14 protein-coding genes are annotated in these 14451 nt (G+C 46.4%); 4 read left to right on the top strand and 10 right to left on the bottom strand.

The features are described from left to right. Positions 1 to 29: 29 nt before the first annotated feature. From FBY13_RS02325 to mobQ, 3 genes are all read right to left on the bottom strand, one after another. Entirely contained in the window at positions 30 to 1226 is a 1197-nt protein-coding gene (locus FBY13_RS02325; protein ID WP_145393366.1) for a restriction endonuclease subunit S, read from the bottom strand. Further along, complete coding sequence (locus FBY13_RS02320; RefSeq protein ID WP_145393365.1) at positions 1223 to 2770, bottom strand: class I SAM-dependent DNA methyltransferase; 1548 nt, start codon at positions 2768 to 2770, stop codon at positions 1223 to 1225. The genes FBY13_RS02325 and FBY13_RS02320 overlap by 4 nt, the downstream gene beginning before the upstream one ends. A gap of 112 nt (positions 2771 to 2882) precedes the next feature. Continuing rightward, on the bottom strand, positions 2883 to 4358 hold the full coding sequence (gene mobQ / locus FBY13_RS02315; protein WP_145393364.1) for a MobQ family relaxase: 1476 nt from the start codon (positions 4356 to 4358) through the stop codon (positions 2883 to 2885). Between the two features lie 389 nt (positions 4359 to 4747). Between mobQ and FBY13_RS02310 the strand changes: the two genes are divergently transcribed. The 3 genes from FBY13_RS02310 to FBY13_RS02300 all read left to right on the top strand — a co-directional run bounded on the left by FBY13_RS02310 (position 4748) and on the right by FBY13_RS02300 (position 6288). Further along, positions 4748 to 5302 (top strand): hypothetical protein, encoded by a 555-nt coding sequence (locus FBY13_RS02310; RefSeq protein WP_145393363.1) that lies wholly within the window; start codon positions 4748 to 4750, stop codon positions 5300 to 5302. 181 nt (positions 5303 to 5483) lie between these two features. Further along, entirely contained in the window at positions 5484 to 5948 is a 465-nt protein-coding gene (gene traD, locus FBY13_RS02305; RefSeq protein ID WP_145393362.1) for a conjugal transfer protein TraD, read from the top strand. Beyond that, positions 5941 to 6288: a hypothetical protein gene (locus FBY13_RS02300; RefSeq protein ID WP_145393361.1), complete on the top strand. Its 348-nt coding sequence runs from the start codon at positions 5941 to 5943 to the stop codon at positions 6286 to 6288. The genes traD and FBY13_RS02300 overlap by 8 nt, the downstream gene beginning before the upstream one ends. 337 nt (positions 6289 to 6625) lie before the next feature. Here FBY13_RS02300 and FBY13_RS02295 read toward each other — a convergent pair whose 3' ends face one another. The 3 genes from FBY13_RS02295 to pth form a co-directional block, all read right to left on the bottom strand. Beyond that, positions 6626 to 7801 (bottom strand): integrase arm-type DNA-binding domain-containing protein, encoded by a 1176-nt coding sequence (locus FBY13_RS02295; protein WP_145393360.1) that lies wholly within the window; start codon positions 7799 to 7801, stop codon positions 6626 to 6628. A gap of 214 nt (positions 7802 to 8015) precedes the next feature. Further along, positions 8016 to 9107, bottom strand: a complete 1092-nt coding sequence (gene ychF, locus FBY13_RS02290) for a redox-regulated ATPase YchF (protein ID WP_063879316.1) — start codon at positions 9105 to 9107, stop codon at positions 8016 to 8018. Positions 9108 to 9214: 107 nt separating this feature from the next. Beyond that, a complete protein-coding gene (pth, locus tag FBY13_RS02285; protein ID WP_014606001.1) occupies positions 9215 to 9802 on the bottom strand; it encodes an aminoacyl-tRNA hydrolase in 588 nt (195 codons plus the stop codon). Positions 9803 to 10062: 260 nt separating this feature from the next. Between pth and ychH the strand changes: the two genes are divergently transcribed. After that, a complete protein-coding gene (gene ychH / locus FBY13_RS02280) occupies positions 10063 to 10341 on the top strand; it encodes a stress-induced protein YchH (RefSeq protein ID WP_109716204.1) in 279 nt (92 codons plus the stop codon). Here the strand turns inward: ychH and FBY13_RS02275 are convergent. The 4 genes from FBY13_RS02275 to lolB form a co-directional block, all read right to left on the bottom strand. After that, positions 10333 to 11487 carry a diguanylate cyclase gene (locus FBY13_RS02275; RefSeq protein WP_145393359.1) on the bottom strand — a complete coding sequence of 385 codons (1155 nt, stop codon included), beginning with the start codon at positions 11485 to 11487 and terminating at the stop codon, positions 10333 to 10335. The two genes, ychH and FBY13_RS02275, sit on opposite strands and share 9 nt — an antisense overlap. Positions 11488 to 11706: 219 nt before the next feature. Then, the gene (gene prs, locus FBY13_RS02270; protein ID WP_006118899.1) at positions 11707 to 12654 is read right to left on the bottom strand and encodes a ribose-phosphate diphosphokinase; all 948 of its coding nucleotides are present in this window, start codon (positions 12652 to 12654) and stop codon (positions 11707 to 11709) included. Between the two features lie 136 nt (positions 12655 to 12790). Continuing rightward, entirely contained in the window at positions 12791 to 13648 is an 858-nt protein-coding gene (gene ispE, locus FBY13_RS02265; protein WP_145393358.1) for a 4-(cytidine 5'-diphospho)-2-C-methyl-D-erythritol kinase, read from the bottom strand. Further along, a complete protein-coding gene (gene lolB / locus FBY13_RS02260; RefSeq protein ID WP_063879320.1) occupies positions 13645 to 14268 on the bottom strand; it encodes a lipoprotein insertase outer membrane protein LolB in 624 nt (207 codons plus the stop codon). Before lolB ends, ispE begins: the two co-directional genes overlap by 4 nt. Between the last annotated feature and the right edge of the window lie 183 nt (positions 14269 to 14451).

Raw genomic sequence — 14451 nt, 5'->3', positions numbered from 1 at the left:
CGTACTGTCCTTATTGCCGCTTAATTATTTTATGCTACTGACGCGATTGCTTCTTCTGCATACTGAACCCGTACTTCACCACTCATCAGTTTGGGAAGAAGGGTACCGCGGAGATTTTCTAAATTTTTAATTTTATGAACATTAAAGTTTATTCTTCTCACCTGTATAGAAACGATTTTCTCAAAATCATTGAGTTTATCGTCTGGGGGTAAAGAGATCGGATAGTTTGCTAGTGAAGTCCAGTCAATGCGCGGCATTCTTGTGCCACCTGATGCTATGTTTGAAAATTCAATTACTTCATCTTGGAAAAATGCAAATAAACAAAAACACTGTAAATTATGATTTTTAGGTCTGATTACTAATATGTCTGTCGAGCAAATACCATCAAACGGGGCTGTACACACCTTATGAAAATAAGGACGTAACTTGCCGAACAAAATATCGCCAGTTGAAAACTTTGACTTATTGCTGTCTACATCACTTCCATTACCATTTTTCAGTAGAGCAATATTGCGGCGATCAATGTGTTCTAAGCCTACATACAGAGCTTCGGAAGAAATGTTCTGTTTGGTGACATTCTCTCTTACGTTGGAAGCAATACTGCTTAATGTTCCTTCCACCCAATCGTCTTGTGCTTCCTTAATAAACCACTGCCTAAACAGGGCGTTAGCCATAGATTCCAGCGTTTTATTCTGGCGATGAAGCAGGTCTATTTTGTTATCAAGAGAGGACAGCACAGATGCGATGGCTTTTTGCTCTATTACTGAAGGCACAAATAAATTTAAGTTTTCAAGCATGCTCTTAGTGAGAGCATTTCTAGTTCCACCAATTTCAGATAAGGATAACAACTCATCCTTAATTGAGATAAGGCTATATTTTAAGAATAAAGAGTCCAGGTGTTTTGGGTTGGCTCGGATAATGGCAACGTGTTGGTTTACTCTTGCTGGTAGCCATTCCTTGGGGGCACTACAACACCTTGTTACACTATCGCCTGTTATATTCAATAAAACATCTTGTGGTTCGACAATAACATTTCTTAATGCATGCGCTTGTTCTTCATCTATGAAAGCAAGTCCATTATTGGTAAAGCTGAAATCTAAAACATTTTGACTGCGAATTAAAGAAACACCAGTTTCTTTATAAGCACCACTTCCTCCAGTAGGAGTAGAACCACTACCAATTTTGACTGTTATTTCTTTCAGGGGGAGTTTCCGCCACTCACTCATAACACCACCTTCGCCAGATTATCAGTGATAGCTTTATTCAGACGTGCTTCTTCTTCCAGTTGTGCTTCAAACTCAGCTTTAAGAACCGTAAAACGTTCTTTAAAGTCAAAATCGTCTTCTTCGTCAGCAAGACCAACATAACGGCCCGGAGTAAGCACATAATCAAGTCGAGAGACTTCGTTGATATCGACAGATGCACAGAAACCAGCGACGTCTTCATAGTCGCCATTTTTATTACGCCAGTTATGGTAGGTGTCAGCAATAGTTTTGATATCTTCGTCAGAAAGCACTTTGCTACGACGGTTGATTAAATGACCAAGATTACGGGCATCAATAAACAGAATTTCTTTGCTGCGATCACGATACTGGCTGCTATTTTCACGATCACGACGCATAAACCATAATGCGGCAGGGATCTGGGTGTTCAGGAACAGTTTTGCAGGTAGGTTAACGATACAATCAATGACATTTGCATCTTTAACCAGCGCCGCACGGATATCACCTTCTCCAGAACTTTTCGAAGTCAAAGCCCCTTTTGCCAGCACCACGCCAGCCTGACCTTTTGGCGACAGGTGATAAAGAAAATGTTGCATCCAGGCAAAGTTAGCATTACCCGCAGGTGGAATACCATGTTGCCAGCGGGCATCCCCACGAAGTTGTTCGCCTGACCAGTCGGAAACGTTAAACGGTGGGTTAGCAATGATATAATCGGATTTTAAATCTTTATGGGCATCGTTAAGGAATGAACCTTCATTATTCCAGCGAACGTGTTCTGAGTTAATGCCACGAATTGCCAGGTTCATTTTTGCCAGACGCCAGGTGGTCTGGTTGGACTCCTGACCGTAAATAGAGATATCGTCGATATTGCCCTGATGAGCTTCAACAAATTTTTCTGACTGAACGAACATACCACCGGATCCACAGCAGGGGTCAAAGACACGTCCTTTGTAGGGTTCCAGCATGTTAACCAGCAGGCTTACAATGGATTTCGGTGTATAGAACTGACCGCCTTGCTTACCTTCTGCCAGTGCAAACTCACCAAGGAAGTATTCAAACACATGGCCTAAAACGTCAGCAGAACGCGCTTTGGCATCACCTAGTGCAATGTTGCCAATGAGATCAATCAGTTCGCCCAGCACTGTGGCATCAAGATTCTGGCGAGCATAGACTTTCGGCAACACACCTTTTAGCTGTGGGTTACCCGCTTCGATAAGCTCCATAGCATCGTCTACCAACTTACCGATTTCGGGGAGCTTGGCCTTAGATATCAGGTAACTCCATCGCGCCAGTTCAGGAACAAAGAACACATTATAAGCAGTGTATTCGTCTTTATCTTCCGGGTCGGCTCCCGCGTATTCGCCTTTCCCATCTTTTAGCAATTCGTAATGCGATTCAAAAGAATCTGAAATATATTTGAGGAAAATCAGGCCTAGTACGACATGCTTGTACTCGGCGGCATCAATGTTCTTACGCAGCTTGTCAGCCGCTTTCCACAGGATGACCTCTAACGGGTCTGTTTTGATTTGTTTGGGTTTTCTAGCCATTACGGTCATTTTCCAGATACGGACGATTGATCTATTTTGCCTTAAAGTTCCTGTTGTTACGAGCTTATCAAAGGATTATTAATCACTTTGAATTGATTGTTTTGATTAAAAATTATTCATATTTGCGCTTGCCCAAACCAAAACGAAGTTTTGGCAGCGTGAAACCATTTGATTTTGTGGAAACTTTCTTTTCCTTTGGTAAAGGTGGAAAGGAAATTGCTTCGCTTGTTTTGTCTGGCTTTTGTTTTTTCTCAGGCTCGTGGTTGTAGTTAGCGCCCGGAGGTACGGAAACGTCTGCTGATTTACTTGTAGCCCCCATCGACACCCACTGACTGCGGGTTATCTTCAATTTCGTAACAGGGTCAACCATGATCTCATTCAGCGAAGTATCCGTTAGGATTTTTGCGTCTTGCAGCGGATCGATAAAGCCCAGCGTGGCTACGGTAGTGATAGCTGGTTCTGGTACGGCTTTTTGAACAGGGTGCTTAACCAACACACTCATAAAGGTTTTGATAAAATCATACAGCGTGTGCAAATTGATCTTACGCTTACGTCTCAACAGAGTTGGTTTTGCTGTTTTTGGCGCAACACCATAGTAAAGGGACATATCCCTTTGCTTCGCTTGGACAGGCTTGAAGCGACGTTTTCTTTCGGGAACAACCAGCTCAGGTAGATGAGCAGATTCTGGCGAACGCTGTATCGGATGTTGTGGTGCTGGTTTCGCTTTTAGAGCTTCAATATGGAAGGTGTTGAGGTTAACGAGCATGAGATGACCTACATCACTATTAAACAACTGCCTGAAATCGTTAGCAGCTTGTTTGGTCTGTGCTGCCTGCACCTGTTCTGCGGCACGTAACGCTTTGGCTCTTTTGGTGTGCCATGATTTGCGGTCTATCCTGGTAAGCGCGGGGCGGTTAAGTTCAATGGCCTTAGCCAGTTGTTCATTAGCGATATCCTGTCTTCCTGTTTCCTTTGCTGCTTTCGCAAGAGCAATGGCTTCTTCACGCTGTGCAGCAAGGGAACGGTGATCCATGCGATTCGCAGAACCAGTACGTTCAAGCGCACGGTTAGACATTCTGGACCATGACGCTCGCCACTCGTCCATTAAATCATGCTCGTTCCAGCTTCTGTTCTTGTTGCCAAAACCTTGTGGTGTTATCTCACGCAAAGTAAGCATGACATGAGCATGGGGATTATGACCGTCAAGGTCATGGAAAGAGATATCGGCAATCATGCCCTTACTGACAAAATTACGTTTGCAGTAGTTTTTAACCAACGCGATTTTGGCAACGTTATCCAGTTCAACAGGAATAGCGATATCAAAATAACGTGAGAGCTGGGCGTCTTTCCTTTTTTCAACTTTTTCGATTTCATTCCACAACACAGCAGAGTTTTCAATAAAATTAAAAGGTGTGTGTTCTGGTGCAAGAATACAATGGTGGAACAGATCAGAACGATATGAATAATCGTACACGTCTCCTGTTCTCATGTCTTCTATTCTTTCTCTTGCGTTATATGCGGCAAGATAACAGGACGATTTTCCTGCGGATCTTTTTAGCATACTAAATGATAAATGAAATATTGTCATACTACAAAAATACTCCTTGCTATTTTTAATTTGTTTTAAGGTGTTGACCTTTGCTGCTTTTAGTTTTTCGCAAGAAAAACGCTGGTTTTGACTTTAAGGCCCCCGCCAGGCCCACACGTTGCGAAGCAATGTATAAGTGGGCATTGTATTTATTTTTTATTCAGCTAATCGCCGAATAACAATAAAACAATGGTCAGGTTTTTCTCTGGATTTAAGCGCCGAAAGAAGAGGCGCGTAAGTTTGGCGTAAAGGGATATAAATCGAAGAAGGGATGTTTCCTTATTGCTTACATTAATAATATAACCCGGTGTTTAATGTTTGTAAAATTTGCCAAATAAAAAAGATGTGATAATTGTTTTATTTAGGTTAAAACAACAATAGAGGTTGAAATGAATAAAATGATAAATGTGATTAACAATGAGAATGGAGATGGCGATCTGGAAACAAAATGGTTTCTGATTGATTACTGCGATAACAACGAAAGTATACGCATCAGATTAAAAGAAGACGCTGTAAGAGAATCTTTTACTGCTATCCACAGCGAGTATAAACCTCAACTGTTGGAAGCCAGCGAGCAAACCCGTTTCAGAACCCTGTCAGGACGATATGGTAACGCGGTTTCTTCTTTGAAAAGAAGCATCATGCAGGAGCTGATTATTATCATAACCGGGATTTTCCTGAATTATTTCAGTATCGACAGTACATATGCTACCGCCAGAGATGTTATCAGGCAGTTATTTGGCCTATCGGTTAAGCGAGAGGTGGTTTTATCATCCTTTGCATCAGGTGGAAGACAGGCAGACAGGAAAAGCGGGTGGTTCAGTATGCAAAAACACGAAAAATCAATGTTGTCCGACTGTTTTAATGGCGTGATTAATTCCGGACAACAATATGAAGCCATAAAAAGCCGCTTGGACGAGCTTGTTGCAGCCACTAAACGATAATACAAAACAAAAAGATATATCCCTTTGCTTTATTGATAGATGAATTGCTTAATAAGGAAGTTTATATAAAATTGAAGACTTCATTCATTGAATGGTTGATTGAAGCAAAAAATAATATTGCCGGGTCTTGATGCAATTTTTAACACCTGGTGATGTAATTTAATATTACAGGAGAAATTTAATGGAAAGAAAAGATTTACGTCAGCTAATTGCGTCAGCCCAACTGGAACTAAACAGATTAAGTACAAAAGAAAAAGCATTGGCACGAAAAGAAACAACACACAGAAAAATTGTATTAGGTGGAGAGGTGGCAAAGTATATGGGGCTGGATATCGATCATGATGTTTTAGTTGGTTTTCTTCTGACTTTCGCCAGTTCGACAGAAGTACAACGAAAAACCTGGTTAAGTAACGGGACCAGAGCCAGAGGAAATGAGAATCTGAGAAAAGAACAAAAAAATAAAAATTACATAAAAAAACCGGATCGTGAAGAAAATGATACTAAGGTACATCATGAATCGGAAAGTGTTTTACAACCTGATACAATGATAAAAAATACTGAGAAGTATAAAACAATGCAGCTTAATAACACTTTTTTCGCAATGCTTGAAAAGAAACTGACAGGGAAGAAAAACCAAAATGAATGAACTGACAACAGACGATATAGAAAGTAACGATGAGGTCATCGCGGCAGCAACAGACCACATGGCTTTTTTTCTGTTCTCTATTCTTTCAGATTGTTATCCGGAAATTGCGACATCTGAATTTGAAAAAATCTTCAATGATGAGTTTAAAGTGGACATTGAAAATTTCATTAAAAATTACAGAAAAAACATTGGAAGCAGAATGACGATGGCGAGTAAAGATATCGCTCAGGTTTATTCTAATCAGAGATTTTTTGAAAAACTATCAAGAGCACTTGAACAATGTAAAAAAGATAAGGGAGCTTTAACTACCAGAAATCAGGTACATACTGTTAAGTTTTAGCCTTTGATATAACGCTGAGCAGACTAAAACTTGTTTTTGGCTGTGAAGGGTTGGACAAACCCACCGGGTGCGGCAGTAACTTATATTGTATTTTGCATTGAAGAGGAATATATAATTCCTAGTGTGGGGGGTAATGTATATTATTTTTACTTCACTGTTTAGTACCTTTTTTCAAAAGTGCCTTCTAATTGGATGGTCTAATAATCGGTTTTCACATATGAGAAGGATAAATAAATGGAAATAATTAGCCCTCGACAAAGCCATTCATTTTCTTTTAGCACATAGCGGAGTATGAATAGCGATTTTTATCTGTATGATTTACTGAATGCAATAAGTACTAATCGTATTCTGCTACCCACTCGTCCAGCTTATCTGCCCATTCCTGCATCATCGCTTTTCGTTCATCAATGTAAGTTGCATGATTGTACGTGCGGCGAACATTGTTTGCATCAGCGTGCGCTAACTGAGCTTCGATAGCATCAGGTCGATAGCCCATCTCGTTTAAACGTGTACTACCCGTAGTTCTGGTGGCATGAGGGCTGTAAGTTCCACTCCAACTGAGGCTTTTGAGTAGCTGACGCAGAGAGTGCGATGTCATTGGGCCTAGCGGGTTATCCCTGCCCGGAAAAATATGCTGTCGGTGCCCGGTTAATCCTTGTAGTGTTTTGAGCATGTTGACGGCTTGGGAGGGAAGGGGAATAACATGTTTCCTGCGAGCTTTCATGCGCGTTGCCGGAATGATCCATAGTGCATTGTCAAGATCGAATTCTTCCCATTCTGCCTCGGTGACTTCGGCTGGTCGCGCCAATGTCCACCACATTAGCCACATGCAATAGTTAACCTGATATGAGCCGCGACTGTTATCAAAACTGCTTAATAGCTTACCGATTTGCTTCGTATTCAATGCTTGTTTGTGCTGTGTCTTATTCGCGGGAAGCGCCTTGCGCACAGACCAGACAGGATCACTATCAGCTCTAAGCGTTGCCACTGCTAACTCGAAAACCGATGATATGGTACGTCGAGCTTCTGCGGCAACAGTTGGTGCGCCGCGTTTGGCAGTTTCCTGAAGAATTTTAAGAATGTGGTGTGAGTTGATTTCTCTGACAGGAAGCTTACCGATTGAGGGAAATACCACACGTTCAAGCATATCCAGTCGGCGAGTTTTAGTTATTTCTGCCCAGTCTTTCATCTGTAACCATTCTTTGGCGACTAGCTCAAATGTGTTTAATGCATCATTGACCTTGCGGATCTTATCTAACTGACGAGCCTGTGCCGGGTTGATTCCATCTACAACTTGCTTTCTCGCTTGCTCGCATTTCACTCGTGCTTCGGCGAGCTTTACTGCTGGATACTCACCCAACGCAAACATGCTTGATTTACCGTTGAGTTTAAATCGATAACGCCATGCTTTTTTGCCGCTGGGTTTCACTTCCAGGTAGAGACCGTTGAAGTCGTTGAGTCGATAGAGTTTTTCTTTCGGCCTGGCAGTGCGGCATTGCGTATCAGTGAGCATAGCGGATCCATGTCTATTTACTAGATTATCATTGTACTCACCTAAAATGATAATGGAAACGATTTGTACTCATCTATGTACTCATTTTAGAATGCGCTTTCATGGAATAACATGGGACAATATGGAATGAAAAATCCACGCAATAGCGTGGATTTTAAGGGATTAGGTGGTTTTCATGGGATGTTATGACACCTCATGAGACGACACATTTTATTTAGACGTTAAACAAAAAGTTCATCACGTCGCCATCTTTAACAATGTACTCTTTCCCTTCTGAGCGCATTTTTCCAGCTTCTTTCGCACCTTGCTCGCCCTTATAGGCAATAAAGTCTTCAAACGCGATAGTCTGCGCGCGAATAAAGCCTTTCTCGAAGTCGGTGTGGATTTTACCGGCCGCCTGCGGCGCGGTGGCACCGACAGGGATAGTCCATGCGCGAACTTCTTTCACGCCAGCGGTGAAATAGGTTTGCAGGTTCAGCAGGGAATAACCGGCGCGAATCACGCGGTTCAGACCTGGCTCTTCGATGCCCAGCTCGGCCATAAACTCATCGCGATCTTCATCTTCCAGCTCGGCGATGTCGGACTCCACGGCGGCACAAACCGGCACGACCACTGAGCCTTCTTTCTCGGCGATTTCGCGCACTTTATCCAGGTACGGGTTATTCTCAAAACCGTCTTCGTTGACGTTGGCGATATACATGGTCGGCTTCAGCGTCAGAAAGCTCAGGTAGCGCAGGGCGGCTTTGTCTTCTTCCGTCAGATCCAGCGCACGCAGCATGCCAGCGTTTTCTAAATGCGGCAGGCATTTTTCCAGGGCGGCCTGTTCAGCCTTGGCGTCTTTGTCGCCGCCTTTGGCTTTTTTCTGTACGCGCTGTAAAGCACGTTCACAGGTATCCAGATCCGCCAGCGCCAGCTCGGTATTGATGGTCTCAATATCATCCGCCGGATCGACCTTATTATTTACGTGAATAATATTGTCGTTTTCAAAGCAGCGCACCACGTGACCAATCGCTTCGGTCTCACGGATGTTGGTCAGGAACTGGTTGCCCAGGCCTTCACCTTTGGATGCGCCTTTCACCAGACCGGCAATATCAACGAATTCCATGGTGGTCGGAACGACACGCTGCGGCTTAACGATCTCAGACAGCTGATCCAGACGCAGGTCTGGCATAGGGACGACGCCAGTGTTGGGTTCAATTGTGCAGAAGGGGAAGTTAGCCGCTTCAATACCCGCTTTCGTCAGCGCGTTGAAAAGAGTGGATTTACCGACATTTGGCAGGCCCACGATACCGCATTTGAATCCCATGGTTTAGTACCCTTTATAGCTGGATGGGCAGAGCCATTAGGCAGGCTCCACCGGAAACGTAAGATAATTTTCGCGCATTATACACAGATTCGCGACAATCTGGGCGATTAGACAGGCTTAAAGGCATGCAGGCGGTTCATCGCCTTGATGCGATCTTCTTTTAGCCACAGTTCGGTGCAGCGCGCGGCCTCATCAATGGCATCATCAATCAGTTTTTGCTCGCTGGCCGGGGGCTTGCCCAACACAAAACCGGTCACTTTATTTCGATCGCCAGGATGGCCGATGCCAATGCGCAGGCGATGAAAGTTGTTGTTGTTGCCGAGCTTGCTGATGATGTCTTTCAGGCCGTTGTGACCGCCATGACCGCCGCCTTGTTTGAATTTTGCAATGCCCGGTGGCAGATCGAGTTCATCATGGGCCACTAAAATTTCCTCGGGCGCAATGCGATAGAAGGTCGCCATGGCCGCCACGGCTTTGCCACTCAGGTTCATAAAGGTGGTCGGGACCAGCAAGCGCACGTCTTCACCGGCTAAAGCCAGTCGTGCAGTGTAGCCATAAAATTTGGCTTCTTCTTTTAACGACTGATTGTGACGCTCAGCCAGCAAATCCAGATACCAGGCACCCGCGTTGTGGCGCGTGGCGGCATATTCAGCGCCGGGATTCGCCAGGCCCACAATCAGTTTTATGCTGCTCACAAGGAATATCCTGCTGTTATAACCAAAGGGCGATAGTTTACTGTGCCGGGACGCGGATCACAAAGACTGTGCCAGAGAATTTATTAGTGTCAGTGATTAATTATTTTTCATCTAAATCAATAAGCTGGAATAACGTGTTGGTCACAAATCATCTGGTCTTTATGTGATTAAGTTCACAAATTAGCCTGACGGCATTGCCTACACTATCAGCAGTTTAACATTGTGTGCGCTCATCCGACCGCACACACAGGAGGTGAAAGATGAAACGTCATCACTCACGCATGGCAGGTAATGCCCTGATGGTCATAGGTTTATTGACCATGATTCTCGGCGTCGGTTTTTCGATTGTTAACCAACTGCCGTCGCTTAATCTGCCGCAGATACTTGCTCAAAGTGCAATGTTCGGCATTTTCTTTGGCGCACTACTGTGGCTGGTGGGTGCCTGTATCAGCGGTCGTGAAAAAGTCGAAGATCGCTATTACTGGGTCCGTCATTACGGCGATAAACGCTGCCGCCGAACCCATCATTCGTCACATTAGATTTTCTGACATAAGCTGGTAAGGTTCTGTTCGGTTTCTGCCTTTGGCTTTGGCGCGGTAAAGTGCTTTATCCGCCAGAGCCATCAGCTCGCCAAAATCAATATAACGCTCATCGGCGGTGGCAAAACCAATACTGACCGAATAGTCGATCTGACCAGGACGCGAAAGCTGAATGGTATGGCGCACCGCTTCGCACCAGTCTCTGGCCGGTTCAAAAGGTAAGGGCAGCAGCGCGGCAAACTCCTCACCGCCCAGTCGGGCAAAGTGACCTTCCTGTGGCAACATCCCTGAAACCCTCTGACAAAAATCAATTAATACCTGATCCCCTTGCTGATGCCCGTAGCGATCATTAATCCCTTTGAAATGATCAAGATCGAATAAGACGACCGTTAGTGCCTTATTTTGTTTCAGGCACTGCCGGGTCATATTATCCGCGCCAGAAAACAGCGCACGACGATTCCAGATATTGGTCAGCGGATCGTGAAGTGAGGCATTTTTTAATGCATTACGCGTGCGTTCATTCACCATCGCCAGAATGATCACGGTAAAGCCAATCACAAAGAGCATCGATTCGATAATCACATAGACCGAAAAATCAGAACCGCTGATCGCCCCCTGTAATCCAATGGGACGGGCGTTATCCAGAAATAAGCGGGCGACATGAAAAATCAGATGGGTCCAGAGCAATAATTGTGCAGGCCAGAAGGTGGCATCCATATCGCGGCGTGCCAGCCAGAGTAAGTAAATGAATGTAGCGGTGTAAGCGATACAGAGCAGGCAGAGCACCAGAACACGCAGGGATAAGCTGTCATAGAAGGCCGGGATCAGGCAGAGCAGTGACCATAAGGCTGCTCCAGCCAGGCCAGCCATCCCCGGTGATTTACCGCAAAATGTCCGAAAGGCGCTGAGTAATCCGCCGTAAGCCAGCATGACCAGCACATTGCTCACGGCCACCGGTAAGAAATGGTATCCCTGACTGCGCAGGCTACTGAGGAAAAAGGCGATCAGCGTTAGCACGATGGCGGCACAGACATAGCCCAGAATACGGTCATAGTGTGAACCGACCCAGGCAAAGACCATAATCAGACTCATAAACCCCAGTACGTAGAGTTCGCAAATAAATAACGTAAAGACGTCGAGGTTCATAGTGGACGGAGATCGCAATAAAAAGTGCGGGCAAATTACCACTCAACGTAAAAAGGCAAAAGGCCAGATAACATAATTTTAGCGAAAGAGTTTTTCGTAGTGAGCGTGACAATAACAGAGGTGACTCATAACGAAAATTTCTGTAAATCAAGCAGCTTTGTCGGAGGGGAACGGCGAGGGAAAAAGAAAAGGCCGGGCATGATGCCCGGCCTGCGAAGATTAATGTTCGAACATAGCCGAAATGGACTCTTCGTTACTGATGCGGCGAATGGCTTCGGCCAGCATACCTGACAGGGTCAGGGTACGAACGTTTGGCAGCGACTTCATCTCTTCAGATAACGGAATGGTGTCACACACGATAACCTGATCGATCACAGATTTACGCAGGTTTTCCACCGCATTGCCGGAGAAGATAGGATGCGTAGCGTAAGCGAAGACGCGCTTGGCACCGCGCTCTTTTAACGCTTCCGCGGCTTTGCACAGTGTGCCGCCGGTGTCGATCATGTCGTCGACCAGCACACAGTCACGGCCAGCAACGTCACCAATGATATGCATCACCTGAGAAACGTTCGCCCGTGGGCGACGCTTATCAATAATCGCCATATCGGTGTCGTTGAGCAGTTTGGCAATGGCGCGGGCGCGCACCACGCCGCCAATGTCCGGAGACACAACAATCGGGTTTTCCAGACCGATCTGTAACATATCTTCCAGCAGAATCGGGCTGCCGAATACGTTATCAACCGGGACGTCGAAGAAGCCCTGGATTTGCTCCGCGTGCAGGTCAACCGTCAGAACACGGTCAACGCCAACGCTGGAAAGGAAGTCAGCCACCACTTTGGCCGTGATAGGTACACGGGCAGAACGCACGCGGCGGTCCTGACGGGCATAGCCAAAGTAGGGGATAACAGCGGTAATACGACCAGCTGAAGCACGACGCAGCGCGTCGACCATCACGACCAGTTCCATCAAATTATCATTGGTGGGAGCACAGGTGGACTGGATGATGAAAATATCACCACCGCGTACATTTTCATTAATCTGTACGCTTACTTCGCCATCACTGAAACGACCAACGGCGGCGTCTCCCAGGCTGGTGTAAAGGCGGTTGGCAATACGTTGTGCTAGTTCCGGGGTGGCGTTACCAGCAAAAAGCTTCATATCAGGCACGAGAAGAACCTCAGGCTTTGCGTCCAGAGAATGAACGTCATGACAGTAACCGGCGAATACTGTCGTGAACGTTCACACGGGTATGTGAGTGCGAAACGTGCTGTGTCTGGAACGGGGTGACACAGTCACGCTATCGCTAATCGCCTTGCAGAGTGCGCTGTAACGGCGAGACGTTAAGGCCTCGGGCTACAAAACCGCGCACCCATGGTGGGGCAAGCTCCAGCACCTGGCGAGCAGCATGCTCGGTGTCGAATTCAGCAAACACACAAGCACCTGTACCCGTCAGGCGCGACGGCGCGTATTCTAGCAGCCATGAAACAAGCTCATCAACCTCACGAAAACGTTTTCTTACTACTGATTCGCAATCATTGATGAACGGAGCCTGTAAAAGTGCCGATAAAGTGCGCACGGGCGTGTCACGGGTGAGCGCCGGGTCATTAAAGACCAGCGGTGTTGCCACGCTAACGCCTGGATGTGCAACAAGATACCATTTTTCCGCAGGCAATGCTGGAGAAAGCACCTCACCGACGCCTTCGGCAAAGGCGGCATAGCCTTTCACAAAAACCGGCACGTCGGCACCCAGTTTCACGCCTATTTGCGCCAGCGCCTCGGGTGAAAAACCCGTTTGCCACAGGTGGTTCAGCGCCACCAGTACGGTAGCGGCGTTGGATGAGCCGCCGCCGAGCCCGCCGCCCATGGGGAGACGCTTTTCAATGGCAATGCGCGCACCGGCCCGGGCAGGCAGGCTGCCATTTTCGCGCGCCGCCGCCTTAAGCATCTCTGCCGCACGCACAATCAAATTCTGCGCATCCGGCACGCCTGGCACCGGCGTCAGTAACCTGATGTTGTCGCTCTGGTCGGGCGTGATGTCCAGGCTGTCGCCATAATCCAGAAACTGAAACAGGGTTTGTAGATTATGGTAACCATCTGGCCGACGCCCGGTGATGTACAAAAAAAGATTCAGTTTTGCCGGAGCAGGCCAGGTGGTGATCATTTCAGCGTCCAGTTATCCATGCGTAATTTAATACGTTGATCGCCTTCTTTTAATTCCAGGCTGGCGGGCAGCGGTGGGTTGACCTTGTTGTCATAGTCAGCAATGGTCACCTGCCAGTTCTGGCCGTCATGCTTATAGTTCAGACTGCGCAGCTGATACTGCTCGTTGAGCTGATAATCGGTCGCATCGCCCGGCAGGCCCATCATCCACTGGCGCAGGTTGGTCAGCGGGATATCCATACCGGTCAGCTGCGAGATCATCTTCTGCGCATCGTTGCTGACATAACGTTTGCCTTTATTGTCCACAATCTGCACCACCGAACCCTGAGCATCCAGCTGAAGCTCGGTGCTGCCTAATGGGTTCGTTAACAGCAGGCGATAGCGATCGGCTGCGGTCTGCTGCCAGTTAAAGCGGGCATAAACTTTCTGTTTATCCGACAGATAGGCGAACGCGCCGCGCGTCTGATACTGCGTGACGTGGCTGACGGCTTGCTGATGCTGTTGCCACTGCGGCGCGGTGACGCTTGGGCCAGGGCCTTGTGGTTTATTGATGCTACAGGCAGCCAGCAGAACGCTGGCAAGGGGTAAAAGGCGCAACAGGTTGCGTGTAGAAGTCAGCATCAAGTGGTCATCTCCTCGGACACATTTTTAATTGATAACAGGTAACGCTAACCATCCGCGTTTTAACCGTCAATGCTGTTATACGGCAAAAACGCTATGATCGGCTTAATCTTATTACAGTCATAGCCTTTGTATGGCTTTTCTTGATCTGCTGCATCTTGTAGAATGCGCTTCACAAAAACC

This window comes from Pantoea sp. SJZ147, from assembly GCF_007828605.1.
Taxonomy (GTDB): Bacteria; Pseudomonadota; Gammaproteobacteria; order Enterobacterales; family Enterobacteriaceae; genus Pantoea; species Pantoea allii.
Note: the sequence above shows the minus strand (reverse complement) of the source record. Positions and strands in the feature narration are given on the sequence as shown.

Bases quoted from the DNA above. Each gene is read 5' to 3' on its own strand.
- ispE (WP_145393358.1), bottom strand. From the start codon at position 13,648: ATGATCACCACCTGGCCTGCTCCGGCAAAACTGAATCTTTTTTTGTAC.
- ychH (WP_109716204.1), top strand. From the start codon at position 10,063: ATGAAACGTCATCACTCACGCATGGCAGGTAATGCCCTGATGGTCATA.
- FBY13_RS02300 (WP_145393361.1), top strand. From the start codon at position 5,941: ATGAATGAACTGACAACAGACGATATAGAAAGTAACGATGAGGTCATC.
- mobQ (WP_145393364.1), bottom strand. From the start codon at position 4,358: ATGACAATATTTCATTTATCATTTAGTATGCTAAAAAGATCCGCAGGA.
- ychF (WP_063879316.1), bottom strand. From the start codon at position 9,107: ATGGGATTCAAATGCGGTATCGTGGGCCTGCCAAATGTCGGTAAATCC.
- FBY13_RS02325 (WP_145393366.1), bottom strand. From the start codon at position 1,226: ATGAGTGAGTGGCGGAAACTCCCCCTGAAAGAAATAACAGTCAAAATT.
- FBY13_RS02295 (WP_145393360.1), bottom strand. From the start codon at position 7,801: ATGCTCACTGATACGCAATGCCGCACTGCCAGGCCGAAAGAAAAACTC.
- traD (WP_145393362.1), top strand. From the start codon at position 5,484: ATGGAAAGAAAAGATTTACGTCAGCTAATTGCGTCAGCCCAACTGGAA.
- FBY13_RS02275 (WP_145393359.1), bottom strand. From the start codon at position 11,487: ATGAACCTCGACGTCTTTACGTTATTTATTTGCGAACTCTACGTACTG.
- FBY13_RS02320 (WP_145393365.1), bottom strand. From the start codon at position 2,770: ATGGCTAGAAAACCCAAACAAATCAAAACAGACCCGTTAGAGGTCATC.
- lolB (WP_063879320.1), bottom strand. From the start codon at position 14,268: ATGCTGACTTCTACACGCAACCTGTTGCGCCTTTTACCCCTTGCCAGC.
- FBY13_RS02310 (WP_145393363.1), top strand. From the start codon at position 4,748: ATGAATAAAATGATAAATGTGATTAACAATGAGAATGGAGATGGCGAT.